At 50.4% G+C, this 23,661-nt stretch carries 27 protein-coding genes, 3 tRNA genes and 2 pseudogenes; 16 read left to right on the top strand and 16 right to left on the bottom strand.

Annotated elements, in window-relative coordinates:
* Positions 1 to 32 precede the first annotated feature (32 nt).
* The 3 genes from QRY16_RS06430 to wrbA are packed head-to-tail and all read right to left on the bottom strand — an operon-like array spanning position 33 to position 2,326.
* Positions 33 to 1,406 carry an NAD-dependent succinate-semialdehyde dehydrogenase gene (locus QRY16_RS06430; RefSeq protein ID WP_289776027.1) on the bottom strand — a complete coding sequence of 458 codons (1,374 nt, stop codon included), beginning with the start codon at positions 1,404 to 1,406 and terminating at the stop codon, positions 33 to 35.
* 57 nt (positions 1,407 to 1,463) lie between these two features.
* Positions 1,464 to 1,694 (bottom strand): YccJ family protein, encoded by a 231-nt coding sequence (locus QRY16_RS06435; protein ID WP_193403257.1) that lies wholly within the window; start codon positions 1,692 to 1,694, stop codon positions 1,464 to 1,466.
* Between the two features lie 32 nt (positions 1,695 to 1,726).
* Entirely contained in the window at positions 1,727 to 2,326 is a 600-nt protein-coding gene (gene wrbA, locus QRY16_RS06440) for an NAD(P)H:quinone oxidoreductase (RefSeq protein WP_289776028.1), read from the bottom strand.
* Between the two features lie 307 nt (positions 2,327 to 2,633).
* On the opposite strand from wrbA, the gene QRY16_RS06445 reads away from it, so the two are divergent.
* Together QRY16_RS06445 and QRY16_RS06450 are read left to right on the top strand one after the other, a co-directional pair.
* A complete protein-coding gene (locus QRY16_RS06445) occupies positions 2,634 to 2,810 on the top strand; it encodes a con-10 family general stress protein (protein WP_193403255.1) in 177 nt (58 codons plus the stop codon).
* Between the two features lie 98 nt (positions 2,811 to 2,908).
* A complete protein-coding gene (locus QRY16_RS06450; RefSeq protein ID WP_289776029.1) occupies positions 2,909 to 3,823 on the top strand; it encodes a DMT family transporter in 915 nt (304 codons plus the stop codon).
* Here QRY16_RS06450 and rutG read toward each other — a convergent pair.
* The 6 genes and pseudogenes from rutG to rutA form a co-directional block, all read right to left on the bottom strand.
* Positions 3,824 to 5,137, bottom strand: a pseudogene (gene rutG / locus QRY16_RS06455) (pyrimidine utilization transport protein G); the annotation flags it as partial. It abuts the gene before it with no gap.
* Positions 5,138 to 5,196: 59 nt separating this feature from the next.
* Complete coding sequence (gene rutF, locus QRY16_RS06460; protein WP_289776030.1) at positions 5,197 to 5,712, bottom strand: NADH-dependent FMN reductase RutF; 516 nt, start codon at positions 5,710 to 5,712, stop codon at positions 5,197 to 5,199.
* A 20-nt stretch (positions 5,713 to 5,732) separates the two neighbouring features.
* A complete protein-coding gene (rutD, locus tag QRY16_RS06465; RefSeq protein WP_289776031.1) occupies positions 5,733 to 6,542 on the bottom strand; it encodes a pyrimidine utilization protein D in 810 nt (269 codons plus the stop codon).
* Positions 6,542 to 6,937 (bottom strand): pyrimidine utilization protein C, encoded by a 396-nt coding sequence (rutC, locus tag QRY16_RS06470; protein WP_289776032.1) that lies wholly within the window; start codon positions 6,935 to 6,937, stop codon positions 6,542 to 6,544. The genes rutD and rutC overlap by 1 nt, the downstream gene beginning before the upstream one ends.
* Positions 6,938 to 6,952: 15 nt before the next feature.
* Positions 6,953 to 7,683, bottom strand: a pseudogene (rutB, locus tag QRY16_RS06475) (pyrimidine utilization protein B).
* Entirely contained in the window at positions 7,683 to 8,774 is a 1,092-nt protein-coding gene (gene rutA / locus QRY16_RS06480) for a pyrimidine utilization protein A (protein ID WP_289776033.1), read from the bottom strand. The pseudogene rutB and the gene rutA overlap by 1 nt, the downstream one beginning before the upstream one ends.
* 305 nt (positions 8,775 to 9,079) lie before the next feature.
* Here rutA and rutR point away from each other — a divergent pair, with 305 nt between their 5' ends.
* Together rutR and QRY16_RS06490 are read left to right on the top strand one after the other, a co-directional pair.
* Positions 9,080 to 9,715 (top strand): HTH-type transcriptional regulator RutR, encoded by a 636-nt coding sequence (gene rutR, locus QRY16_RS06485; RefSeq protein WP_289776034.1) that lies wholly within the window; start codon positions 9,080 to 9,082, stop codon positions 9,713 to 9,715.
* A 36-nt stretch (positions 9,716 to 9,751) separates the two neighbouring features.
* Positions 9,752 to 10,726, top strand: coding sequence for a metal-dependent hydrolase (locus QRY16_RS06490; protein WP_289776035.1), 975 nt, complete (start codon positions 9,752 to 9,754; stop codon positions 10,724 to 10,726).
* A gap of 41 nt (positions 10,727 to 10,767) precedes the next feature.
* Here QRY16_RS06490 and cycA read toward each other — a convergent pair whose 3' ends face one another.
* Positions 10,768 to 12,162: a D-serine/D-alanine/glycine transporter gene (gene cycA, locus QRY16_RS06495; RefSeq protein WP_289776036.1), complete on the bottom strand. Its 1,395-nt coding sequence runs from the start codon at positions 12,160 to 12,162 to the stop codon at positions 10,768 to 10,770.
* 284 nt (positions 12,163 to 12,446) lie between these two features.
* Between cycA and QRY16_RS06500 the strand changes: the two genes are divergently transcribed.
* Complete coding sequence (locus tag QRY16_RS06500; RefSeq protein WP_289776037.1) at positions 12,447 to 13,142, top strand: extensin-like domain-containing protein; 696 nt, start codon at positions 12,447 to 12,449, stop codon at positions 13,140 to 13,142.
* Between the two features lies 1 nt (position 13,143).
* On the opposite strand, the gene QRY16_RS06505 is transcribed toward QRY16_RS06500, so the two are convergent.
* Positions 13,144 to 13,719 carry a DUF4396 domain-containing protein gene (locus QRY16_RS06505; protein ID WP_289776038.1) on the bottom strand — a complete coding sequence of 192 codons (576 nt, stop codon included), beginning with the start codon at positions 13,717 to 13,719 and terminating at the stop codon, positions 13,144 to 13,146.
* 218 nt (positions 13,720 to 13,937) lie between these two features.
* Between QRY16_RS06505 and QRY16_RS06510 the strand changes: the two genes are divergently transcribed.
* The 3 genes from QRY16_RS06510 to QRY16_RS06520 all read left to right on the top strand — a co-directional run bounded on the left by QRY16_RS06510 (position 13,938) and on the right by QRY16_RS06520 (position 15,838).
* On the top strand, positions 13,938 to 14,192 hold the full coding sequence (locus QRY16_RS06510) for a hypothetical protein (protein WP_289776039.1): 255 nt from the start codon (positions 13,938 to 13,940) through the stop codon (positions 14,190 to 14,192).
* Positions 14,193 to 14,382: 190 nt separating this feature from the next.
* Complete coding sequence (gene sdiA / locus QRY16_RS06515; protein WP_289776040.1) at positions 14,383 to 15,105, top strand: autoinducer binding domain-containing protein; 723 nt, start codon at positions 14,383 to 14,385, stop codon at positions 15,103 to 15,105.
* 121 nt (positions 15,106 to 15,226) lie between these two features.
* A complete protein-coding gene (locus QRY16_RS06520; protein ID WP_193403913.1) occupies positions 15,227 to 15,838 on the top strand; it encodes an acyl-homoserine-lactone synthase in 612 nt (203 codons plus the stop codon).
* Positions 15,839 to 15,870: 32 nt separating this feature from the next.
* Here the strand turns inward: QRY16_RS06520 and QRY16_RS06525 are convergent, their stop codons facing one another.
* Positions 15,871 to 16,095, bottom strand: a complete 225-nt coding sequence (locus tag QRY16_RS06525; RefSeq protein ID WP_193403253.1) for a DUF2594 family protein — start codon at positions 16,093 to 16,095, stop codon at positions 15,871 to 15,873.
* Positions 16,096 to 16,525: 430 nt separating this feature from the next.
* Between QRY16_RS06525 and uvrY the strand changes: the two genes are divergently transcribed.
* The 6 genes from uvrY to QRY16_RS06555 all read left to right on the top strand — a co-directional run bounded on the left by uvrY (position 16,526) and on the right by QRY16_RS06555 (position 20,066).
* A complete protein-coding gene (uvrY, locus tag QRY16_RS06530) occupies positions 16,526 to 17,185 on the top strand; it encodes a UvrY/SirA/GacA family response regulator transcription factor (RefSeq protein ID WP_193403252.1) in 660 nt (219 codons plus the stop codon).
* Entirely contained in the window at positions 17,178 to 19,010 is a 1,833-nt protein-coding gene (uvrC, locus tag QRY16_RS06535) for an excinuclease ABC subunit UvrC (RefSeq protein WP_193403251.1), read from the top strand. Before uvrY ends, uvrC begins: the two co-directional genes overlap by 8 nt.
* A gap of 68 nt (positions 19,011 to 19,078) precedes the next feature.
* Entirely contained in the window at positions 19,079 to 19,627 is a 549-nt protein-coding gene (gene pgsA, locus QRY16_RS06540) for a CDP-diacylglycerol--glycerol-3-phosphate 3-phosphatidyltransferase (RefSeq protein WP_289776041.1), read from the top strand.
* 152 nt (positions 19,628 to 19,779) lie between these two features.
* Positions 19,780 to 19,855, top strand: a tRNA-Gly gene (locus tag QRY16_RS06545).
* Between the two features lie 40 nt (positions 19,856 to 19,895).
* Positions 19,896 to 19,969 (top strand) — tRNA-Cys (locus tag QRY16_RS06550).
* Between the two features lie 10 nt (positions 19,970 to 19,979).
* A tRNA-Leu gene (locus QRY16_RS06555) sits at positions 19,980 to 20,066 on the top strand.
* A 133-nt stretch (positions 20,067 to 20,199) separates the two neighbouring features.
* Here QRY16_RS06555 and QRY16_RS06560 read toward each other — a convergent pair.
* Genes QRY16_RS06560 through QRY16_RS06575 form a run of 4 tightly spaced genes read right to left on the bottom strand, consistent with a single transcriptional unit; the run spans position 20,200 to position 23,161 of the window.
* Positions 20,200 to 21,207 (bottom strand): phage integrase, encoded by a 1,008-nt coding sequence (locus tag QRY16_RS06560; RefSeq protein WP_289776042.1) that lies wholly within the window; start codon positions 21,205 to 21,207, stop codon positions 20,200 to 20,202.
* Positions 21,204 to 22,109 (bottom strand): BRCT domain-containing protein, encoded by a 906-nt coding sequence (locus tag QRY16_RS06565; protein WP_289776043.1) that lies wholly within the window; start codon positions 22,107 to 22,109, stop codon positions 21,204 to 21,206. Before QRY16_RS06565 ends, QRY16_RS06560 begins: the two co-directional genes overlap by 4 nt.
* A 22-nt stretch (positions 22,110 to 22,131) precedes the next feature.
* On the bottom strand, positions 22,132 to 22,764 hold the full coding sequence (locus QRY16_RS06570) for a hypothetical protein (RefSeq protein ID WP_289776044.1): 633 nt from the start codon (positions 22,762 to 22,764) through the stop codon (positions 22,132 to 22,134).
* 10 nt (positions 22,765 to 22,774) lie between these two features.
* Positions 22,775 to 23,161 (bottom strand): helix-turn-helix domain-containing protein, encoded by a 387-nt coding sequence (locus tag QRY16_RS06575; RefSeq protein ID WP_289776045.1) that lies wholly within the window; start codon positions 23,159 to 23,161, stop codon positions 22,775 to 22,777.
* A 152-nt stretch (positions 23,162 to 23,313) separates the two neighbouring features.
* Between QRY16_RS06575 and QRY16_RS06580 the strand changes: the two genes are divergently transcribed.
* Both QRY16_RS06580 and QRY16_RS06585 read left to right on the top strand, forming a co-directional pair.
* Positions 23,314 to 23,436: a hypothetical protein gene (locus QRY16_RS06580; protein ID WP_289776046.1), complete on the top strand. Its 123-nt coding sequence runs from the start codon at positions 23,314 to 23,316 to the stop codon at positions 23,434 to 23,436.
* 13 nt (positions 23,437 to 23,449) lie between these two features.
* Positions 23,450 to 23,653 carry a DNA-binding protein gene (locus QRY16_RS06585; protein WP_289776047.1) on the top strand — a complete coding sequence of 68 codons (204 nt, stop codon included), beginning with the start codon at positions 23,450 to 23,452 and terminating at the stop codon, positions 23,651 to 23,653.
* The last annotated feature ends 8 nt before the right edge of the window (positions 23,654 to 23,661 follow it).

The raw sequence follows: 23,661 nt of genomic DNA on the forward strand, positions 1-23,661 counted from the left end.
GGGTTTTTTATGTCCGTAAATCTGCATGGCCGTTAACCGGCAATCACTACCAGTTTCTGATTGGCAAACTCTTTAATGCCCAGGTCAGCAAGTTCGCGTCCGTAGCCTGAACGTTTCACGCCACCGAAGGGCAGCTCGGCTGAAGTATCACTTTGCGAGTTGATAAACACCATGCCCGTTTCGATTGCTGAAGCCAGCTTACGACCGCGATCGATGTCCCTGGTCCAGACTGAACCCCCCAGGCCGTAACGAGAGTCATTGGCAAGCGCTATCGCTGCGTTATCATTGCCAACGACGTAAACCTGTGCCACCGGGCCGAAAAACTCCTGATAGTATGCCGGGTTCTCGGGTTTAATCCCGGTCAGTATGGTTGGCTGATAATAGTAGCCCACGCCAGCAACCGCTTTGCCGCCGATGAGCAGTTTCGCACCATGAGCAACGGCTTCATTAACCTGTTTCGCCAGACGCTCGCGTGCATCGCTTGAGGACAGCGGGCCGAGCAAGGTTTTTTCATCCAGCGGATCGCCGGGCGTTGCTGCTGAAAGCGCTGCACTGAATTTTTCGATGAAATGATCAGCGATCTTTTCATGCAGAATAAAGCGCTTCGCAGCAGTACAAACCTGGCCACAGTTGCTGATTCGCGCCTGCACGCCCTGACGTACCGCCTCATCAATATCTGCATCGTCCATCACAATAAATACGTCATTACCGCCAAGTTCCAGCGTGGACTTTTTCAGATGCTTACCGGCTTGCTCAGCCACTGCGCTACCCGCACGTTCAGACCCCGTCAGCGCCACGCCCTGAACACGATCATCGGCGATCAACCCGGCAACCTGATCGGTGGAAATAAACAGATTGGTCCATGCTCCGTCTGGCGCACCCGCTTCTTTTACCAGCTTCTCAAAAACGTCAGCGCAATGCGGGACGATATTGGCATGTTTTGCCAGCACTGGATTACCTAATGCCAGATTCGGTGCCAGCACGCGCATAAGCTGGTAATAAGGAAAGTTCCACGGCTCAACAGCGACCAGCACGCCAATCGGATGAAACTCTACCCAGGCCTCGCCCAGCTCGCCTGGATAAGCCTGTGGTTTAAGGAGGCGTTCGGCATTTTCTGCATAATAACGCGCAATTTGAGCGCAAAGTTTTACTTCGCTGCGACTTTGGCCAATCAGCTTGCCCATCTCTGTACTGGCAATGATAGCCAGCTCTTCGGCCCGGCTATCAATTAACCCGGCCAGTTTTTTTAGCACCTGCACACGCGGCTGAATATCCCCTTTGCTCCAGCGTGAATGGAACAGGCGATCGGCCACATCCAGCGCCTGGCTTACTGCCGTCGCGTCGTGGGAAGGCCAGCTTTTCAGCAACTGGTTATTCGCAGGATTAATGCTTTGATAGGAAGACATACAGCGCTCCATAATCAGTTATCTAAAAGATAAAGGCGGGAAAGTCCCGCCTTAGAATTAAACGTTCTTACGTTCTACCGGCTTGTCGTCCCAGGTCAGGACATCCTCATCGGTTTTATCAAAGGCACGGAACAGGACTTCATCATTGCCTTGCTGACGCCAAATTTCTTCTGCAAGTTTTTCGTCGTAATTCGCCACTTCAAAAATAGCCTCGGCGATTTCAGGTGAGGTGTGACGCAGGCTGGCCCACTCGCCAACGTGATGTGCTTTTGCTTGGTCGGTCGCCATAGTGATCTCCTTGAGTGAAATCCAGTATGAATTCAGTTCGTCAGTTTTGCTGCCAGCCCGGCAACGTGTTCACCCTGAAAGCGGGCGATATTCAGTTCCACTTCTGTGGGCTGGCGTGAGCCGTCGCCGCCAGCCAGGGTGGTCGCGCCATAAGGCGTACCGCCGCGCACTTGCGATATATCGAACAGCTCTTTCGTACCGTAGCCAATCGGGACAATCACCATGCCGTGATGCGCTAACGTGGTCCAGACTGAAGTAATCGTTTGTTCTTGCCCGCCGCCAGTGCCAGTAGAAGAAAAGACGCTGGCTATTTTTCCGAACAAGGCACCGGAAGCCCAGAGTCCGCCCGTGCGATCCCAAAAGGTGCGCATCTGGCCCGACATATTGCCGAAGCGGGTTGGCGTGCCAACGATAATGGCATCGTACTGCGGAAGGATTTCTGGGGTAGCTTCTGCGGCAGCCTGCTGGGTTTTCCCGCCAACCTGGGCAAAGCGTTCTGCATCCATGGTTTCTGGCACACGCAAAATATCGACTTCTGTACCAGGAACCTTGCGGGCGCCTTCAGCAACTGCATTCGCCATCGTTTCTATATGTCCATACATTGAGTAATAAAGCACCAGAATCTTGGCCATTCATCTCTCCCTTCGGTTATTTAGCGTACCAAAAGTATAGAAGAGCTTTATTAGGCTGCGAATTTGTCGCGTATACGAAGACGTTTCCAGGCCCGGTAATCAGCCGGTAAAGGACCAAAAGAGGATTAAATGTTCGATAATCAGGCAAACTGGCAGCGGATTATCTGTTGCCAAATGTAACGGTTGGCAGGGTAGGGGCAAAACTGGCTAAGCTTTAACCATGATTGCGAAACGGGCAATCAGCCGGATTTACTCAAACGCGGGTAAATATTCATAAGCTATTGCGATTTTACAACCGGAGCACACTATGGCAACACATCGTGGAGGTTCAGGAAATTTCGCCGAAAACCGGGAGCGTGCGGCCGAAGCCGGACGCAAAGGCGGCAAAAACAGCGGCGGTAATTTTAAAAATGATCCGCAACGGGCTGCACGTGCCGGGGAAAAGGGAGGACGTAGCAGTAATAAGAAAACCGCTGACGCTTAATGGTGCTCTCTGCCGCCGGTGAATTCCGGCGGCTAACGTTATTGCTTTTCTCTGTTCCGCTTCGCAAAATGACGCCCGAATCCATTGTCAGGTGAATTATGTCGGACGCCAGCCGCCGTTTATCCTTGCGTCTCTCGCGCCAGGAAATGATATTAATCCTTATTACTATGATCTGGGGCGGCACCTTTTTGGTGGTGCATCGTGCTGTGCAATATTCCGGGCCGTTTTTCTTTGTCGGCCTGCGTTTTGCCACAGCAGCCCTATTGCTGGCTTTCTTTTTCCGTCGTTATCTGGCAGCAATGACCTTGACGGAAATCAAAGCCGGTTCGCTGATAGGGGTTGCGATTGCGGGTGGCTATGGCCTGCAAACCTGGGGAATGCAGACCATTTCCAGCAGCCAGTCAGCGTTTCTTACTGCGTTATATGTGCCGGTAGTGCCGTTATTACAGTGGCTGTTTTTGCGCCGTCCGCCGGGTCTGATGGCCTGGCTGGGCATTCTACTGGCTTTTAGTGGTTTGATGCTGGTGGCAGGCCCCCAGGAAGGGCGCATTAGCCTGAACGCTGGTGAAATTGCCACCTTACTGAGCACGCTGGCGATTGCCGCCGAAATCATTCTGATTAGCCGTTACGCCGGCAAAGTGGATATTCGTCGCGTTACGCTGATTCAGCTCGCCGTCGCATCGCTATGCGCCTTCTGTTTTATGGTGCCCAACGGCGAATCGATCCCAACGCTTTCCCTGCCGCTGCTGTTTAGCGCGTTAGGCTTAGGGGCCGCCAGCGCCTTAATTCAGGTCACGATGAATTGGGCGCAGCGCAGCGTTTCACCGACACGGGCTACGGTGATCTATGCGGGTGAACCGGTGCGGGCGGGCGTTGTGGGTCGGGTTGCCGGAGAGCGTTTGCCAGCTGCAGCGCTGCTGGGTGGGGCATTGATAGTTTGTGGTGTCATCGTCAGCGAATTGCGGTTTAAGCGCAAAAAAGCGGAGCAGCCAGTAACCACACCGCTTGAGTAGTTAACTATCCTGGCGCGCTACCTTATTTTCTGTCAACGCCGTGCTGCGACGACGCAGAACGGCATTAAGAATAATTGCGCCAAAAGTAGCGGTGCCAATGCCGCCCAACGTAAATTGTCCAATTTTTAGCGTGAAGTCGCCCGCGCCAAGCACCAGTGTCGTCGCGACCATAATCAGATTGCCGTTCTGGCTGAAATCGACGTGGTTTTGTACCCAGATACGTGCGCCTGCCACAGCAATCAGACCAAATATCACGATCGATGCGCCGCCAATTACCGGGCCAGGAATCGCATGTATTAATGCACCAAATTTCGGCGAGAATCCCAGTATCAAGGCAATAACCGCCGCTGCAACAAATGCCAGCGTTGAATAAACCCGGGTTACCGCCATCACGCCAATGTTTTCCGCATATGTGGTGACACCGCTGCCACCCAGGGTAGCGGAGAGCATCGTTGCTAACCCATCACCGACAAATGCGCGGCCTATATAGGGGTCGAGATTGCGGCCGGTCATTCCCGCCACCGCTTTAATATGACCAAGGTTTTCGGCCACCAGAATAACTGCCACTGGCGCAATCAATACAATGGCCTGCATATCAAAAGTGGGCGCAGTTGTGTGTGGCAGACCAAGCCATGGTGTTTGTGAAAGCGCACTGAAATCTACCGGTTTACCCCATCCTAATCCATTGGTCAGCAACGCATAGACCAACCAGGCAAAGATTAAGCCAACAAGTATCAACAGTCGTTGGATCATGCCACGGGTAAACACGGCAACCGTGCCGATACATAGCACGGTCAGCACTGCCATCCAACTGTCAAAGGATGAGCCCGAAACGCTGTGCACCGCCACAGGTGCCAGATTCAGCCCTATTGCCATTACTACCGCGCCGGTGACGACCGGCGGCATCAAATTTTCAATCCAGCGCGTTCCGACTTTCATTACGATCAGGCCAATCAATGTATACAGCAGGCCGCAGGCAACGACACCGCCCAGCGCCACGCTGAGATGGGGGTTCAGACCCTGACCCGTAAATCCGGTTACGGCAATCACTACTCCGACAAAGGCCGCGCTGGATCCCAGATAGCTGGGCACACGTCCGCCAGTAATAAAGAAGAACAGCAGAGTGCCAATGCCCGAGACTAAAATCGCCAGATTGGGATCAAGACCCATCAACAGCGGCATTAATACCGTCGCACCAAACATCGCCACCGCATGTTGCAAGCCGAGGATGACAGTTTGTCCAAAGGGCAATGTTTCATCGGGGGCGATCAGCCCGTTACCCGTGACGACTGACTTCTTTTGCCATTGAGGAAACTAGGAACTTGCCATTGTTTTCTCCAGAAAGTATGAATGCCGGGGCCGTATGGGGTGAATTAACAGGCTTCCTGCCGCAACAGAGGGTGATAACCGCGATCAAACCAGGCGAGACCGTGCGTATCGTCATTACGCATCAGTGCGAGCACTTCACAGAACAGCGTATCGTGAGTGCCAACGCTAACAATCTGACTGATACGGCAGTCAAACGATGCCACTGCGCCAGTTAAAACCGGTGAACCGGTCATTGCGGTAGTCCATTCTGCGGCGATAAAACGTTCAGCCATCGGCGTTTTACCGCCAAATAAGTTGGAAAGGGGTTCGTGACCTGCGGCCAGGGTGTTAACACATAACTGCATATTTTCGCGAAACACCGGATAGACCGAAGCTGAACGGTTCAGACAAACCAGTAGCGTGGGTGGCGAATCGGTGACGCTGCACACCGCCGATGCAGTAAAACCTGCGCGTCCGGCCGGACCTGCGGTAGTGACAATATTGACCGCTGCACCTAATCGCGACATAGCATTACGGAAATCGTTTTTCTCCACTACTGATGGCAAGGTATCGCTGTTCATTGTGACCTCCGTTAAAAAGATTAACCGGTAGCGCGGCGTAACGGCGGGACGACATCGCTTTCATCCAGCCACTGCAACAACAATGCATTGAACGTATCGGCATTGGTCACGCTCATCGCATGGCCCCCCCAGGGCATATCAACCTGTCTGGCATTGGGAAGTGCTGTTGCCAGTTGCGTTGAGCAGCTCCACGGCACCAGCAGATCGTCCTGACTGCATAGCACCAGTACGGGTTGCGAAACGTTTGCCGCGCTGGCGGTGAAATCCGCTCTCATCAGAGCATGCAGGCGACGCAGCAGGTTTTCTCTTCCCTGAAAATGGGTAGCGTGGTGGGCATCTTCCTGCGCCAGCCGTGCCTGATGCTGCGCCATCCACGCTGAAGGATAAAGAAACAGCGGTTGCGCCCTGACAAATGCCTCTACGCCGACGTTAAGCAGAAGATCCTGACGGACCTGAAAGCAGCGGCGAGTATGGGCATTAAGCGTCAACCAGCCATTAATTACCGCGACACGCTGTACCCGTTCGGGGTAATCAAGCGCCAGCTGCAGCCCAACCAGGCCGCCTAACGCGTGACCGATTAGCCCAAAACGCAAGATACCGCGCTGCGCCAGCGCATCGACTAACTCAGCGGCCATCATCGCCATGCTATAGTCCGCTGGCAGCGTATCAGCGCTGCGTCCGGTGCCGCGCTGGTCATAAAGCACCACGCGATAATTTTTAGTCAACGCCGCAAGCTGCGGCTGCCAGAAGCCAGCAACACCACCTAAGCCCGAAGCAAGAACCAGCGTCGGTGCATCATCAGCTTGCAGACCGTGAATTTCGACATGCATCAGGCCCCCTGTTTACCGATGTGCGCCACACTGGCAATTTCGATCAATGCGTCGGGCTTCACCAGACCACACTGAATACAGAAGCGCGCCGGTTTTTCGCCAGGAAAATAGTCGGCATAAACCTGGTTCACCGCCGTATAGTTGCTCCAGTCGGTGAGGAAGATGGCGTTAAACGTCACATCTTCCATGCTGCCACCAGCGGTTTCGATCACCTTCTTGATGGCCTCCAGCACGTGACGGGTTTGCGCTGCAGCGTCACCGACATGCACCACGTTATTGTTATCGTCAAATGGCAGCGTGCCGGAGACATACACCACGCCATCGGCCAGCGTGCCGGGCACGAAAGGGGCAATCGGCGTGGTCGTGCCTGGCGGAATAATCACATTTTTCGGCATTGCAATGTCTCCTTTCTATTTGCAGCGATTGCTTTCAGGTGACTGCAGGCTTTCACAAAAGGTATCGACGTTTGATACCCAGCCAAAGAAGGTTTCGATATTGAAAATCGCCGCCTGCTGGGCAAATGGCGGACCGGCCTGATAGGTTGCGTCCTCCAGCACCACGCCGAAATACTCCAGGAAAAAGCCGTCACGTAGCGTCGATTCCACGCAGACATTTGTGGCGATGCCGGTGAAAATCAGATGACGGATACCACGACTGCGCAGCATGCTATCGAGTGGCGTATTAAAGAAGCCGCTATAGCGTGGTTTTGGCAGCACAATATCACCGGCCTGCGGTACTAACTCATCAACCAGTGCATAATCCCAGCCGCCTTTTGCAAGCAACGTGCCTTGCAGTTCAGGCCGCTTGCGCATGGTTTTTAACGCATTTGATTTGTGAAAGTTCGGTGAACCCGCATCACCTGCTTCGACATACCGATCGTCCCAGCCATTTTGGAACCAAATGATCTGGTGCCCGCCGCGCGTGCCGCTGTGACGGCCTGATGGATTTTAGCTATCACCGGTTTCGTCGCAGAAACATCAAACCCGGCCAGATCAAGATAACCGCCCTGGGTGGCATAGGCATTCTGCATATCCACTACGATCAGCGCGGTTTGACGTGGCGGAAAAGCGATGGCTTCCGGGCGTGCAGGCAACGCTACGTGTGGAATAGTGGACGTATGGGGACAAAAAACCGTGCTCATTAGGCCACCTCCTGCTGTGTCTCAATCAGTGCACTGCGGCATGTCATCAGCGGCTGGATGAACCGACCAAACTCTTCGATGCCTTGCAGAAAATCATCAAATGTCAGCAATACGCCTTGCGTCCCGTCAACCTGTGCCACCTCGTCCAGCATGCGTGCCACATTTGCATAAGAGCCAACCAGCGTACCCATGTTGATGTTGACGGCAGAGGTGGGATCGGCCATCTGGCGCACGTTAGTATCACTGCCGGATTGAGTATCCTTCTGGCTTTGCGCGGTTAGCCAGGCGAGCGCCTCTTCATCTGCACCGGCTTTATAGTGTTCCCACTTGGCGCGCGCTTCTTCGTCGCTCCCGGCGGCGATAATCATAAACAGCACATATGAGCCGACATCGCGCCCGGCTTTTTCTGCCGCCAGTTTCATGCGGGTTGAGGTTGCTGAGAAAGCAGTCGGCGTATTAACGCCTTTACCGAAGCAGAAGTTGTAATCGGCATGCTGGGCCGAAAAGGCCATGCCCGCGTCGCTCTGCGCCGCACAGATGACTTTCATCGGTTTCTGCGGTTGTGGACTCACGCGGCAGTCATTCATGGTGAAGAACTCACCTTTAAAATCGGATTTTCCGCTGCCCCATAAATCACGCAGTACCGTGACGTATTCCGTCAGGTAGTGGTAGCGGCTGCCAAAATATTCATCACCGGGCCACAATCCCATCTGTTCATACTCCGGCTTCTGCCAGCCGGTAACCAGATTGACGCCAAAGCGACCATTAGAAATAGAATCAATAGTGGATGCCATGCGCGCCACAATGGCGGGCGGCAGCGTCAACGTGGCTGCGGTGGCATAAATTTCGATGCGCGAGGTCACGGCGGCTAAACCCGCCATTAACGTGAAAGATTCGAGGTTATGATCCCAAAATTCAGTTTTACCGCCAAAGCCGCGCAGCTTGATCATCGACAGAGCAAAATCAAAGTGATAATGCTCAGCTTTTTGCACAATCGCTTTGTTCAGTTCAAAGGTTGGCTTGTATTGCGGCGCATGGGATGAAATCAGCCAGCCATTGTTACCAATCGGAATAAAAACGCCTATTTTCATGTGAAACCTCCGTTAAAGGGGAAAACTTGTTTCACGCGCTGCGCTGCATCCTGCGTCGTCCCTGCCTGGCCGCGCTCAGTTATAATTTTGCAAAGCGTATGCCATGTTTTTTATTGTTATTAATTACAAAGGGTTAATATGATCCGCCAGGAGAAACTGGAGTAACAGGTCCGTTTTGGACCATTTGGTCAAAATAAGCTGCACATTTTCCATGCAAGATGAGCAAAAAAGGTGCAATAGCCCGATTGGGCAGGGGCAGAGAGCTTTGCTATGATGCGCTGACGCAGAACGGATGAGATAACAGTGTGAAAACAGATGAAAAAAAACCAACGCGTCGTTCGCGAGCCGTAGCGGCAAAGCGCGCCGCTATTCTGGAAGCCGCGCTCACCTTTTTCTCGCAATTTGGTATTCATGGCACCAGCCTGGACCAGGTTGCCGAACGGGCTGATGTCTCCAAGACAAACCTGCTTTATTACTATCCTTCCAAAGAAGCCTTGTACGTAGCCGTACTGAAAGAGATCCTTGACGTCTGGCTGGCCCCGCTACGTGCACTGGCCCACGATCAGGATCCGCTGATAGCTATTCGTCGCTATATTCGTTTGAAACTTGAGGTGTCGCGCGATTACCCGCAGGCATCACGACTATTTTGTCTGGAAATGCTCCAGGGCGCACCGCTACTAAAAGGCGAGTTGGCGGGCGATCTCAAACAGCTGGTGGACGAGAAAGCTGCAATTATCGAGCACTGGATTGCTGAGGGTCGGCTGGCGGGCGTACAACCCCAGCACTTGATCTTTATGCTATGGGCAACCACCCAGCATTACGCTGATTTCGCCAGCCAGGTGGAGGCAATTACCGGACAAACGCTGAACGATCCACAGTTTTTTGATCAGACAGTAAATAATGTACAGCGCATGATTATTGAAGGTATCCGCGTGCGTTAAGTGTGTGACGATGAAATTATTTGCCACGGAGTGAAAATGGATTCTGTTTCTCAGTTTGTCCTGGGGGCTTCCGTCAGCGTGGCGGTCATGGGGCGACGTGTACCGCTTTGGCAAGCCGCCGCCGTTGGCGCAGTCTGCGGTACGTTGCCGGATCTTGATGTATTTCTTGACCATGGTGATGCGATTCGCAATATGACGTTGCATCGTACCGAAAGCCATGCGTTGTTCTATTTAACGCTGGTTTCGCCGCTGCTGGCATGGCTGATAGCAGGGCTATTGCGTCGTGGTGTAACGTGGCAAGCGTGGTGGCCAGCTATCTGGCTGGCGTTGATTACCCATCCGCTGCTGGATCTGATGACGGTTTATGGCACTCAGCTGGGCCTGCCAGTGACCGATTATCCCTACGCGATCGGTAGCATGTATATCGTTGACCCGCTTTATACCTTACCGCTGGTGATTTGCCTCGGTGTGGCGTTGTGGCGCCGTGGCGATCGCGGACTACGCTGGAATCAGGCCGGATTAGCATTAAGTACGCTTTATCTGGCGTGGAGCGTGGTGATACAGGGCATTGCCAGCGGGCAGATCAAACAGGCGCTGGCAGAACAGAGCATTCCTACCGACAAGGTGCTGGTGACGCCCACAGCGTTTAATACACTGGTGTGGCGCAGCGTGGTGATCACCCCGGATCGCTACGGCGAAATGTACTGGTCGCTATTATCGCCGGGTCGTCCGCTTCATATCACCTGGCGTCCACGGCATCCTGAACTGTTTGAGCAGCTAAAAGGAAATGCATATGCCGAGCGTGTGGCCTGGTTTAGTCACGGCTTTTATGCCATGAACACCAGGCATGGCAACATTACCATTGCCGATTTGCGCATGGGAGAAGGGCAAAATTATATTTTCACTTTTAACCTAGGCACGCCGCAACAGCCGGAAACCCATCCACAGCGGCTGCCTTCAGCACGGCCCGCATTGCGCAACAGCTTCAGCGCATTGGCCGATCGCCTGTAAAAAAGCCCGGTCACTGTTGACCGGGCTTGTTTTAAGGTGGCTTAGCGGCTGGCGCGGCGGCGTAGCAACCATCCCAGCGCTAACAAAGCAAACCATAATGGCGTAACCATTAGCGCCTGGCGCGTATCTTCCTGCAGCGTCAACAGCACCAGCACGAAGGCAAAAAACGCGATGCAAACCCAGCACATAAATCGACCCAGCGGCATCCTGAAATGAGATTCAGCATGACGCTGCGGGTATTTTTTACGGTAAGCCAGATAGCTGCACAGAATAATTGTCCAGACAAACATGAACAGAATGGCCGAAACGGTCGTTACCAGCGTAAATACGGTCATCACATCCGGGATCAGGTAGATCAGCGCCACGCCTCCCAGCAGACACAGGCAGGAGAAAAACAGCCCGGTGGTCGGCACCGCGCGGGCAGACAAACGACCAAAAGCGCGATGGGCGACACCCTGTTGCGACAGGCCATATAACATACGGCTGGTGGAGAAGATACCGCTGTTAGCGGATGACGCTGCCGATGTCAGCACGACAAAGTTCACGATACTGGCCGCGGCGGGCAGACCAATTAACATAAACATCTCAACGAAAGGGCTGCGATCGGGCAATACTTCAGTCCACGGCGTTACCGCCATGATCACCATCAAAGCTAATACGTAAAACATAATTACGCGCAGTGGAATAGCATTAATGGCACGCGGCAATACCTTATGAGGGTCGTGCGTTTCGGCAGCGGCAGTGCCGACCAGTTCGATACCGACAAAGGCAAAGACTGCAATCTGGAAGCCAGCAAAGAAGCCGCTCAGCCCTTTCGGGAACATCCCGCCGTGATCCCAGATATTGCTTAACGAGGCCGTTCCACCACCGGGCGAAGGATAGTGCATTGAGACCAGAACAATTCCGGTCACAATCAGTGCGACAATGGCAACGATTTTAATAATCGCAAACCAAAATTCCATCTCACCAAACAGTTTTACGGTGGCGATATTCAGCGTAAGGAAAACGAACACGCAAAGCAGGGCGCTCATTCCGATCGAAAAGCCGGGAAACCAGAGCTGGAAGTAGGCGCTTATCGCGACCACATCAGCAATGCCGGTCACCACCCAACAAAACCAATAGGTCCAGCCAGTGAAGTAACCGGCCCATGGACCTAACAGATCTGCCGCGAAATCGCTAAACGATTTGTACTCAAGGTTGGAAAGCAGCAATTCGCCCATGGCGCGCATGACGAAGAACAACATAAAACCGATGATCATATACACAAAGATGATCGATGGCCCCGCAAGGCTAATCGTTTTACCTGAACCCATAAAGAGTCCGGTGCCGATGGCCCCACCAATAGCGATAAGTTGAATATGGCGATTATGCAAATTGCGCCGCAGCTTGTCTGGGCCTTCTTGCGTTATTAAGGCTTCTTTAGATTGATCAACCATAGAATTGTCTTTCCTGTCTTGATGTTGTGTCAGCTCTGCTGGCTGTTATTCGGCAAGCCTGCCATAAAGGCAAGTCGGGATAAGATAGTGGAAAGCAGCGGAAAAACGGTAATTGTTTTTTACTATTGTGACCTCGCCACATTTATGCATCGATGTGATTGGTTTGCGTAGCTCATTATTCCGCCAGAGTGTGTAATCTTTAATCACTTTATGGCAGATACAGCACGGAATGCCTCAGAGCTTCTACACTTTTCTTTTGTGAATCATCATGCTGCGAGAAAAAAATGCGCGCGTTAGCCCCGTTACTGGTAATGATTGCGGTAGGCTGGGGCAGTTTGCCATGGCTTAAAAAAAATCTGCCACCACAGTTTAATCCCTTTACACCGCTTGCGGTTACTGACCCTCCCGGCTGGATGACGCGACTCAAAATGAAACGGCTGACGCATGATCCGGCATCCTGTCTGGATGTGATGCGCCGCGCCCGGCAGGCTGGGTTAGTCAGCTTTCGCGAACGACCACCGGTAACCGGTGCTTGCCCGCTGGATTCCCCCTTGCGCATTTCAAGGTTCGGCCCGGTGAACCTCAGCAGCAGTTTCCTGGCCAGCTGCCCAATGGCCGTAGCCAGCACGATGTATGTCCTGCGCAGCCGTGAGGAAATGATCCAACAGCAGCAAAGCCCGCTGGTGCGCATCAGCCATGTTGGCAGCTATGCCTGTCGTAATATTTATCATCGCGCTGAAGGACAATTAAGTGAGCATGCTACTGCGGATGCCTGGGATGTGACAGGTTTTCAACTGGCTAATGGACAGCGTTTAGAGGTAGGGAAAAACTGGCAGCAACCGGCAGAGAAGGCGCAATTACTACACAGTTTATGGCAAACGGGCTGCCAGATTTATGGCAACGCATTGGGACCCGATTACAACGCCGCCCACGCCAGTCATTTTCATTTAGGCATGCGCGGCGCGGGATATTGCCGTTAATTTATACGGCCGGGGTAATGCCGCGCTTTATCAGAAAATGACTGGCTGGCCAGGAAAAAACAAAGCCAGTCATCATAGCCAGCTGCAACATAAACCAGAAACTCATCAGTAGTGGGTTGATTTGCTGATTTAATACAAACTTCAGGGCCAGAGCCATAAAGATAAAAATCCCTAACTGATAAATAACCAGCGGAAAGGCTTCGCTCTTTATTGCTAATAAAAGCGTGCGCCATAATGAAATTTTTTCACGTTGTTTAATAATAACCGTCTGCAAAAATAAGCCTGTGAGCAATGAAAGGCTCAGCGAAATAAGGGCCGAATGCCAGACAATAACTGGAAAGTGCATATGGTTCAAAAGGGTGATTATCGGCAGTGTTATTATGTCGCCAAAAAAACAGACGGCGGCAGAAAATAGGGTAGAGATAAAAATCATTCGCCAACAGTTTTTATAGGGTGAATGTTGAGGGAGCAGTAAAGCACGTCTGGTCTGACGGAAAGTCTGGCGACCCAGGTGCCACCATGCCAGCCAGCCGATAAACGGCATATAAAGGCCGGTGAGTGGCCAAATAATGTTCATAAGGAGAACCGGATGCGGGTGTCTGAAAAGATCTTTGATAATCATTAATGCTGTGCAGAAGCCCAATACTAAAAAGGATAATGCCACCTGATCCAACATAGTCTACCCCAAAAGCGGATGGTTAAAGTCTAACAGCAGTAGCAAAGCCGTCGCTATGTTGCCCGGCCTTGGGGCTGGTTAAGGCTGAAGGCGGGTCGTTCCATAAGCGTAGCTCGAAAGTGGATGAAGCAGAATGGATGATCCTCCTGGCTTATCGATTAATTAATGGCTTTGCCGTCGTTCCGCTTATTATCCATTCTCATTATCCATTAAGTTTTAATGCATTGGTTATAAACAAAAATCACGCCAGCCAGGCATTTAGCGAATGGCAGTGCGTCCTTTTCTTCCATCATTTTATCAGCGATATTTTTTCAGGGATTGAATTCCCATCAGAAAAATCTTATGCTTGGGTGCGGGGCTTAATTCAGCTATGAATGGGATAATTTTAATCATTTTTATCCGTTTCATTTTTCAGTGAAACCCACCTGTTGAAACAGCATGGGTATTTTTACTGGAGAGATAGCATATTGCTCAATCACTATGTTTATTCAGATCAATTAATTTTCCGTACCGAACGTGAATGTATAACCAAACGCACCTGCGTGAGGATAACGCTGAGGCAATATGGCCACCGAGAGTTATTTCGCCTGGAGGACTGAGGCGGAAAATCGATTTTTAGCTTTAACGGCTGCATCACAATTAAAGCAGTTGTTACAGAACTATACCGAATCATTAGGATTTGATTGCTTTGCTTTTCTGATCCAGCATCCGGTGCCTTTTACCCGGCCACGTTTTCATTTGCACAGTACTTATCCCGAATTATGGGTGAAGCATTACGAACAGCAGAATTACTTTGCTGTTGATCCGGTTCTGATCTTTTGTCAGCGACCGGGTAGAGGACTTGAATGGACAGCCGATCTGTTTACCGACGCGGGAAATCTATGGGCAGAAGCGGGCGGGTTTGGCTTGCTCAGCGGCTTTTCTTGTTCTGCCATGGCACTAAATCGCGCCATTGGTATATTATCTGTATCATCACACCAACCGCTGATCACGCAGCATCGCCACACAGAACTGGAAGTAAAACTACACTTTCTGGCGGAGCTGAGTTTACGTGTATTAGAACGTTTAGGTGATGAGGCGATGCTGGTCCTGAAAAATGATTTTAGCCAGCGTGAACTGGAAATTTTAAAATGGACCGCCGAAGGTAAAACCTCGGTTGAAATTTCACTTATTTTATCCATTTCCGAACATACAGTGAATTTTCACCAAAAGAATATGCAAAAACGTTTCAATGTTTCCAATAAAACGCAGATTGCCTGTTATGCAGCGGCAATCGGACTGATTTAATTAAACACAACTACCAATTTTAGTAGTTCCCTCGTTTAAGTCAGTTGTCTACCCTGCGCCAGTGCGTTGCCAGGCTGGCGCAAAGAAATCATTGTAAACATGGGGATGTTAAAGGCGCATGATGAAAATAATTCAAACGCAATTAAAGGATATGCCATCCTCTTTGCTTGCCGAATTAGGCAGCTACCGTTACAGCGTTTTTGCTCGCGGCGAAGGGTGGTCGATTCCGCCTCGTTTAAGCACGCCGGGTCAGGAATATGACCGTTATGATCGCTCAGATGTGACCTGGTTAATTGCCTGGAATGCGCGTGCAGGAATTTGTGGCTGCGCACGTTTAATGCCGTGGTATGAGCCTGAACAAAATGAAGGCATTGTTCTGCCGTTCAGTCACGAAAAAGTGTGGGAAATGTCGCGCTATTCAGCAAGGCTGGAAGCCGACCCAGAATTACCGCTGAATATTCTCTGGCATGCCGTGCAGCTGGCTGAGCTTAACGGAAGAGAATATATTATTAGCTCGGCGACGCCGATGCTGGAAAAAATGTTTGAACAGCATCAGGTCGCTTACGATCCGCTGACGCCGGGTTTGATTCAGTCAGAAGATAATCTCTTCGCGATCCGCATTCCGGTGAGTCAACCTGCGTTGGCTGAAAAGTATCGCGGTACGCGTCGTTTTAGCCCGGAAGAAGTGCTGCCTTCACTGGGCGTTTCGGTTAACTGGCAATCATACAATTGAGGCTTTGCCCCCAACGCGGGGGCAAAGTCCGCCTACTGGCGGTAAGCGGTTTTAATCTGTTTTATGGTATTGCTGAACACTTCGGCCTGCGGTTTATCGCCAAGCGTCTGAACATAACGCTCCATATTGATAATTACTTTCCCGGCATCTGCCTGGCCCATTCCTTTCAGAATTAGAGTCACCATCATCTTCAGGCAGGCTACTTCGTCAGCCAGTTTCTGTGTCTCCTGCGAGGTTGCAAAATCTTCGTCGCTCATAAATTCTCCTTGTTGATTGACTACGTGTCGGCAATCTGCCCGCACAACAGTGGGTGAGTATATCACAGTGCAAATGACGAGAAGGTGTTCCCGCTTCGCTTATTCCTGCCGGGCACTTAAACCAGAAGTATTTATCAATGTCGCCGCACAATCATTTAGTTTGACTGGAAGAGTAATAAAGCACAGCGATTAACTCCCTGGCTGGCTTTTATTTTTATTTAATTGAAAAATAAATATTTTTCAATTAAAAAGTTCAACAAATTATGAAAGGAAAACTGTTTTATCTCTACGTTATTGTTGGTTTGATGTAAATCAGGAAATAGCGTTACCCTTTCGCTTTGTTGATGTGCTTTTAAGTTAAAAGCAGGTATGATTGCTGTTTGTTATCGTTAATTACTTCCTCTTTATTTAGCCTGCGGAGTGTTTCTCGTTGATCAGTGTGCTGCTTGTTGATGACCATGAACTGGTCCGCGCCGGTATTCGCCGCATTTTGGAAGATATTAAAGGTCTGATGATTGCGGGCGAAGCCTGCTGTGGCGAAGATGCGGTGAAATGGTGTCGCACGCATCAGGTTGACGTTATTCTGATGGATATGAATATGCCCGGTATTGGCGGGCTGGAAGCGACGCGAAAAATCGTGCGCTATAATCCCGACATCAAAATCATCATGTTGACCATTCACACCGAAAATCCACTGCCGGCAAAAGTGATGCAGGCTGGCGCCGCCGGTTACCTGAGCAAAGGCGCTGCGCCGCAGGAAGTGGTCAATGCCATTCGTTCAGTCAACGCCGGTCAGCGCTATATTGCGTCTGATATTGCACAGCAGATGGCATTAAGCCAGATTGAACCGCAAAAAACCGAATCCCCCTTTAGCTGTTTGTCGGAAAGGGAATTGCAGATTATGCTGATGATCACCAAAGGACAAAAGGTGACAGAAATTTCCGAGCAGCTAAATCTCAGTCCTAAAACCGTTAACAGCTATCGTTACCGTATGTTCAGCAAACTGAATATCAGCGGTGATGTAGAGTTAACGCATCTGGCCATTCGACATGGCCTGTTCAATGCGGAGCCGTTAATCAGTAGTGAATGACGTTTTTAATGCCAAAGCCTTTCTGAGTACAGTAACCAGCAAGCCCGGCGTCTATCGTATGTATGACGCCTCGGGAACCGTGATCTATGTCGGCAAAGCCAAAGACCTGAAAAAGCGTCTTACCAGCTATTTTCGTCGCCAGGTTGGCAGCCGTAAAACCGAAGCGCTGGTGAGTAATATCCAGCATATCGATGTCACCGTAACCCACACTGAAACCGAAGCGCTGCTGCTGGAGCATAATTACATCAAGCTCTATCAGCCGCGTTATAACGTGCTGCTGCGTGACGATAAATCTTATCCCTATATTTTCCTGAGCAGCGATACCCATCCACGCCTGGCGATGCATCGCGGCGCTAAACATGCAAAAGGCGAATATTTCGGTCCGTTTCCAAACGGTTATGCCGTGCGCGAAACGCTGGCACTGCTGCAAAAAGTTTTTCCTGTACGCCAGTGTGAGAACAGCGTCTACCGCAACCGCTCACGTCCTTGTCTGCAATATCAGATCGGTCGTTGCCTTGGCCCGTGCGTTGCTGGCTTAGTCAGTGAGGAAGAGTATGCGCAGCAAACGGATTATGTGCGGCTGTTTCTGGCTGGTAAAGACGATCAGGTACTTAACCTGTTGGTGAAACGAATGGAAGAGGCGAGCATGGGTCTGCGCTTTGAGGAGGCGGCCCGGCTACGCGATCAAATCCAGGCCGTCCGGCGTATCACTGAGAAGCAGTTTGTCTCCAATCAGGGGGATGATCTCGACGTGATAGGCGTGGCTTACGACGCAGGCATGGCATGTTTGCACGTGCTGTTTATTCGCCAGGGCAAAGTATTAGGCAGCCGTAGCTACTTTCCCAAAGTCCCTGTGGATACGGATCTGGCAGAGGTGGTGCAAACGTTTGTCGGACAGTTCTACCTGCAAGGCAGTGAGGCGCGTACCTTGCCGGGCGAAATTTTGCTCGATTTTACTTTGCCAGAGCGTGAACTGCTGGCGGAATCACTGAGTGAACTGGCGGGACGCCGCGTCAATATTCAGAGTAAACCGCGCGGTGACCGTGCCCGTTATCTGAAACTGGCTCGTACTAATGCCGCTACGGCATTAACGACGCGGTTATCGCAGCACTCGACGATTCAGCAACGTCTGAAAGCACTGGCGACGTTTCTTGAACTCGACAAAATCAGCCGGATGGAGTGTTTCGACATCAGCCATACCATGGGTGAGCAGACTATCGCGTCCTGCGTGGTCTTTGATCAAAATGGGCCGTTGCGCGCGGATTACCGACGCTACAATATCAGCGACATTACGCCTGGCGATGATTATGCCGCAATGAATCAGGTGCTACGCCGTCGCTATGGTAAAGCGATTGAAGAAGACAAAATTCCCGACGTGATCCTGATTGATGGGGGCAAAGGACAGCTGGCGCAGGCCAGGCAGGTATTTGCCGAACTGGACGTGCCATGGGATAAATCACGCCCTGTTTTATTAGGCGTGGCGAAAGGTAGCGATCGCAAAGCCGGACTGGAAACGCTGTTCTTTGAACCAGAAGGCGAGGGTGTTTCATTGCCGCCAGATGCGCCAGCGCTACATGTTATTCAGCATATTCGTGATGACGCTCACAATCATGCAATTTCGGGCCACCGAAAAAAACGGGCGAAAGTAAAGAACACCAGCGCACTGGAAAGTATCGAAGGGGTGGGACCGAAACGGCGTCAGCAACTGCTTAAATACATGGGCGGCTTGCAGCCTTTGATGAATGCCTCGGTGGAAGAAATCGCCAATGTACCCGGCATATCCTTCGCTTTAGCGGAAAAAATCTACTATTCGTTGAAACACTAGCATTGAAACGGGGTGGGCAATGTAGGAACATACGTTAAATTCTACCCATTCCAGACAGTTACCGGCATATGCAATTTAACATACCGACGTGTCTCACCCTGTTTCGTGTTGTCCTCATTCCGTTCTTTGTACTGGCTTTCTATTTGCCGTTTTACTGGGCGCCGTTTGTTACCGCATTGATTTTTGTTATTGCCGCTGTCACTGACTGGTTTGATGGTTTTCTTGCCCGTCGCTGGAAGCAGACCACACGCTTTGGGGCCTTTCTCGATCCGGTGGCTGATAAAGTGATGGTTGCGATGGCGCTGGTGTTAGTGGCTGAATATTTTCATTCCTGGTGGATTACATTGCCTGCCGCAACCATGATCGCGCGTGAAATTATTATCTCGGCTTTGCGTGAATGGATGGCCGAAATTGGCAAGCGCAGTAGCGTGGCAGTGTCCTGGATTGGCAAAGTGAAAACCACCGCCCAAATGTTCTCGTTATTTGCGTTGTTATGGCGTCCTGACAGCACGGTGGTCGGCGTTGGCGTGGTCGCATTATACATTGCAGCCGTGCTGACTTTCTGGTCAATGTTTCAGTATCTGAGCGCGGCGCGTGGCGATTTGCTCGAACGGTGATCGATGCGATTTAAAAAGCAGCAAACGGACGCGGAGTCAGGATAATTTTATTGACTCATTGCGTCAGGTCAGTAGAATGCATCGCATCGAACGGCAGCGTGTCTGCCAGAAGATAAATAAAATCAGCGGGTTTGAAGAAATCGCTGAGATTTGCGGGAATAGCTCAGTTGGTAGAGCACGACCTTGCCAAGGTCGGGGTCGCGAGTTCGAGTCTCGTTTCCCGCTCCAAATTTGCAAGTCAGGATAACCTGACGGCACATCAGTTTAAGGCGCGTTGGCAGAGTGGCTATGCAGCGGATTGCAAATCCGTGTACCTCGGTTCGACTCCGGGACGCGCCTCCAGTTATACCCTGCCCGGGTGGTGAAATCGGTAGACACAAGGGATTTAAAATCCCTCGGCTGTATGGCTGTGCGGGTTCAAGTCCCGCCCCGGGCACCATATTTAAAGCCTAATAAAAACAAGATGTTAGTAATGTCGTAAACCACCTTAATCGGTGGTTTTTTTGTACCCTTAATTTGGTTAATGGCAGCAAAATGGCAGCACTCTGGCAGCAGAGGCTTTTCAGGTCTGCTTATTTTGCATCTGTACGGTTGTCTAATGGATTAAGGGCAACAGCGGCATCCAGATGATTAGGGGCAAAGTGAGCGTAACGCATAGTCATCATTATCGTGCTATGACCGAGTATCTGTTGAAGTACCAGAATGTTGCCACCACGCATCATAAAATGGCTGGCGAAAGTGTGGCGTAACACACGTGTGCGTTGTCCCTTAGGTAGCTCAATTCCGGCTCTGTTCAGAGCTGCTTTGAATGACTCGTAAGCAGGGGAGAAAAGCGCACCGCGCTTCTTGGGTAGGGTTTTTTGTAACTGGTCGGAAATTGGTACTGTACGGTTCTTTTTGCTTTTGGTCTGAGTAAACGTCAGACGGCCAGGCAAAACCTGTGATTGTTTTAAACTCTCCGCTTCGCTCCAGCGTGCGCCGGTCGCCAGGCAAATTCTCACGATGGTGCCGAGATCTGTGCTGGCTGATTGATCGCACGCCGCTAACAGCCGGTCAATCTCTTCTTCATACAGAAAAGCCAGCTCCTGATCCCCTTCCTTGAACTGCCTGATCCCGGATAACGGGTTATCACCTTCCCATTCTCCCAGCCGTTTCATTTCCGAAAAAACTGCGTGAAGGTAAGACTGCTCGCGGTTTACTGTCGCCTCACTAAGTTTCTTCTTTCCCTTCTGATTCCATTCACCGCTCAAGCGTCTTTCCCGGTAAACAGCAAATGTGTTTTTATCAAAATGGGTAGCAAGCGGATCCCCCAAGCGCTCACAGATGGCCAGTAACTTCACTTTACGTTCTTCGCCAGATGTTAGCGTTTTGCCGTGCATTTCATACCAGCGCTCAACGAATGTGGAGAGCGTTATCGCATTATCGTTAACCGCCTGGCCGGATGCGTTATTCATGGTACGGCGCTCAAACGAGAGCGCCTCACCTTTGGTGGCAAATTGCCTGCGTATGCGTTTCCCATCGCGTCCGTATGGGAAGCACTGGCAAAGCCACTTGCCAGAAGGAAGTTTACGGACGGTCATTCTTTTATCTCGTCAGGTTCAAGTGATGAGGCTTCATGGGCTAATCTAAGGAACATGAGCGCTGCATTGTCGAGATTGTTGTATGTATTGGCTAAGAGTATTTCCCGGCATTTGCATACGTAAGGGCGACTTTGATTTTCAGGCTCATAATACAAAGTTACTACAGGGGTTTTACGGGGCTTACCATTCTTGAAATAATCGCATATATCAAGGCGAATACACACACCATCCTCTTCATATGTAGCAACATGCCACCCCATCCCATCTAAGGTGTCTTTCAAGGCGAGATAAACCTCCCCTATATCTTTAAATTTTCCAATACTGTATTGCTTGTGAGAGCGACGCCTTGTGCCGGTTGCGTCAGATAGAGCTAAGCGCTCAATTCCGGGAACCTCAATATTCTCTATAGAAAATGATTTAACAGCTCTATTGGAATCTTTTAAGTCAGCAGCCGTCATTACAAAATTTTCATTCAAAGATAGTGGAATAACATCTCTGCATGAACCGCTATTACTCCCTCCATGGTAAATAATTGAAATTCGTTTACTGCCATCGATGGCCGACCAAAGGTGATCTAATAGCGGATGTGCATCATGAATACTTGTTATGGGTGCTGGTTGGGGCGAATAGTCCTTATTAATCGTTACTATCTCAGAATTGCCAGTGGGTAATATTACGGAGTCGATGTCGGATGCAAGAGATCTGAATTCAATTTCAGAGATTAACGTAGCACCGATCTCCTTTGCTTTGTTTATCTTACTTGGACCTGCATTTGAACCACAGCATAGGAAAACCAAACCACTTACAACATTAGTTCGAACTGTAAAATTACCGTTTTCGGCTATTCTAATTAATTCAGCCTTTATTTTTTTATCGAATCCAGTGAAACATATAGTTTGCATCTTTTTAATTTCCTGCATGAAGTCAAAAAATAAAAGTACCTAATAAAACACCAGAGATAAAAATTGCTGCTATTTCTATCGGATAGTTATGCAGTAGTTCAAGGATACTAAACCGAGCCGGTTTGTTTGGAACCGTTGGCGATGAGGTTGTTTCATGTCGCTGTTGATCGAGCCAAGACAAAGCGAGCTGAAGTTGAGAGCGTGTCAGGTCATTCAATCTCCCGGTGCCAAAATGGATATGGTAGTAGCGAATCAACTTTTGTCTGATCTCATTATTTTCACTGTTTCGAAGAAGAAGACCGACCAATGCTTTGCTGGCGTCTTTTTCTTTGCACCGGTCCAGCATGGCCTGGAGGAAGCTAACCGTTGTCCGATAATGATTAACGGTCATATCTCCAATACAATTAACACCTACCTCGGCATGGACTTTCTGCCAGATAATAAACGCTTCGCTACCATCAGCTTCAGCTATAGCTGTTACAAGGCTGTTTAGCTCCTTGCGTTGAGCCTTAACAAGAGGGCGCTTGTCTTCTTCCTTTTCTGGAAGTGAAACATTGATTGTGTGACGACCATCAAACTGATCTATTCGAATCTTATTTTCATTGAAATCGCGTCCTGCGACACGGTTTTGCTCACCAGTAGAATTGACCGGCATAAGCATTCCCTCACTTATTTTTTTCGTTGAAATCCCTGCCCGCTACGCGGTTGCCTTGGCCTGATACGCTGATTGAGTTTGTTACAGAACTGCCAGCCGTGAGAGCTGCGAGAGCTGCTGCTTTTACCGCCAAAGGAGCATCACGATAAATTCGGATAAGTTCTTGTTCATCATCTGATAGCGCTCCCGTTTTAGGTATTCTTTGACCTGTCAAAATGTACAGCACATCAATACCAGAAGCTGCCAATGCCATGAGGTAGCCGCCACCAGGTATTTTTTCATCGCGTTCATAAGCTGCCTGGGCACCACGTGAACCATTAGCTAAGGCTGCAAAATCAGTTTGATTAAGCCCCCGACGATCTCTTTCCTCTCGCAACCTGAAACCTAAAGTTGTCATTTTATTCTTTCATCGTTGACATTGACACCTATAGTGATCAATGATGTTTTTTACGGATACTTAGCAGATCACAATATACCACTATGACACAAGACGAGAACATCCAAAGGTCACGACTTCCTAAGGGGTTATCTTCTGGCAACCCTATCCCTATGCGGCTGACCACCGAAGAACGCGCGTTACTTGAGGCGTTAGCCACCAAAGAATGCCGTTCGATCTCCAGCATGGCGCGCATGATTTTTTTGCGGGGCATGGAAGTAGCTAACGCGGACTGATCAAGGTGTTTCTATGGAAAACATCACAATCAATTTAAACGTACTGGCTCCTTATCTTTCCCTTAAGGAGTACGCCAGAGTGACCGGAATACCCTTCGAGACATGCCGGGATATGGTGAAAGACGGGAGAATCATCATTCGGCCTAAGGAGCTTTCCGGCGCAAAGGTTGAAGTAAATATGGTCGCCATGCTTAAAGATGCGATTGCTAATAGCTGAAAGGACTA

It is taken from the genome of Mixta mediterraneensis (assembly GCF_030283135.1).
In the GTDB taxonomy this organism is placed as follows: domain Bacteria; phylum Pseudomonadota; class Gammaproteobacteria; order Enterobacterales; family Enterobacteriaceae; genus Pantoea; species Pantoea mediterraneensis.

Bases quoted from the DNA above. Each gene is read 5' to 3' on its own strand.
- QRY16_RS06430 (WP_289776027.1), bottom strand. From the start codon at position 1,406: ATGTCTTCCTATCAAAGCATTAATCCTGCGAATAACCAGTTGCTGAAA.
- QRY16_RS06435 (WP_193403257.1), bottom strand. From the start codon at position 1,694: ATGGCGACCGACCAAGCAAAAGCACATCACGTTGGCGAGTGGGCCAGC.
- wrbA (WP_289776028.1), bottom strand. From the start codon at position 2,326: ATGGCCAAGATTCTGGTGCTTTATTACTCAATGTATGGACATATAGAA.
- QRY16_RS06445 (WP_193403255.1), top strand. From the start codon at position 2,634: ATGGCAACACATCGTGGAGGTTCAGGAAATTTCGCCGAAAACCGGGAG.
- QRY16_RS06450 (WP_289776029.1), top strand. From the start codon at position 2,909: ATGTCGGACGCCAGCCGCCGTTTATCCTTGCGTCTCTCGCGCCAGGAA.
- rutF (WP_289776030.1), bottom strand. From the start codon at position 5,712: ATGAACAGCGATACCTTGCCATCAGTAGTGGAGAAAAACGATTTCCGT.
- rutD (WP_289776031.1), bottom strand. From the start codon at position 6,542: ATGCATGTCGAAATTCACGGTCTGCAAGCTGATGATGCACCGACGCTG.
- rutC (WP_289776032.1), bottom strand. From the start codon at position 6,937: ATGCCGAAAAATGTGATTATTCCGCCAGGCACGACCACGCCGATTGCC.
- rutA (WP_289776033.1), bottom strand. From the start codon at position 8,774: ATGAAAATAGGCGTTTTTATTCCGATTGGTAACAATGGCTGGCTGATT.
- QRY16_RS06490 (WP_289776035.1), top strand. From the start codon at position 9,752: ATGGATTCTGTTTCTCAGTTTGTCCTGGGGGCTTCCGTCAGCGTGGCG.
- cycA (WP_289776036.1), bottom strand. From the start codon at position 12,162: ATGGTTGATCAATCTAAAGAAGCCTTAATAACGCAAGAAGGCCCAGAC.
- QRY16_RS06500 (WP_289776037.1), top strand. From the start codon at position 12,447: ATGCGCGCGTTAGCCCCGTTACTGGTAATGATTGCGGTAGGCTGGGGC.
- QRY16_RS06505 (WP_289776038.1), bottom strand. From the start codon at position 13,719: ATGAACATTATTTGGCCACTCACCGGCCTTTATATGCCGTTTATCGGC.
- sdiA (WP_289776040.1), top strand. From the start codon at position 14,383: ATGGCCACCGAGAGTTATTTCGCCTGGAGGACTGAGGCGGAAAATCGA.
- QRY16_RS06520 (WP_193403913.1), top strand. From the start codon at position 15,227: ATGAAAATAATTCAAACGCAATTAAAGGATATGCCATCCTCTTTGCTT.
- QRY16_RS06525 (WP_193403253.1), bottom strand. From the start codon at position 16,095: ATGAGCGACGAAGATTTTGCAACCTCGCAGGAGACACAGAAACTGGCT.
- pgsA (WP_289776041.1), top strand. From the start codon at position 19,079: ATGCAATTTAACATACCGACGTGTCTCACCCTGTTTCGTGTTGTCCTC.
- QRY16_RS06560 (WP_289776042.1), bottom strand. From the start codon at position 21,207: ATGACCGTCCGTAAACTTCCTTCTGGCAAGTGGCTTTGCCAGTGCTTC.
- QRY16_RS06565 (WP_289776043.1), bottom strand. From the start codon at position 22,109: ATGCAAACTATATGTTTCACTGGATTCGATAAAAAAATAAAGGCTGAA.
- QRY16_RS06570 (WP_289776044.1), bottom strand. From the start codon at position 22,764: ATGCCGGTCAATTCTACTGGTGAGCAAAACCGTGTCGCAGGACGCGAT.
- QRY16_RS06575 (WP_289776045.1), bottom strand. From the start codon at position 23,161: ATGACAACTTTAGGTTTCAGGTTGCGAGAGGAAAGAGATCGTCGGGGG.
- QRY16_RS06580 (WP_289776046.1), top strand. From the start codon at position 23,314: ATGCGGCTGACCACCGAAGAACGCGCGTTACTTGAGGCGTTAGCCACC.
- QRY16_RS06585 (WP_289776047.1), top strand. From the start codon at position 23,450: ATGGAAAACATCACAATCAATTTAAACGTACTGGCTCCTTATCTTTCC.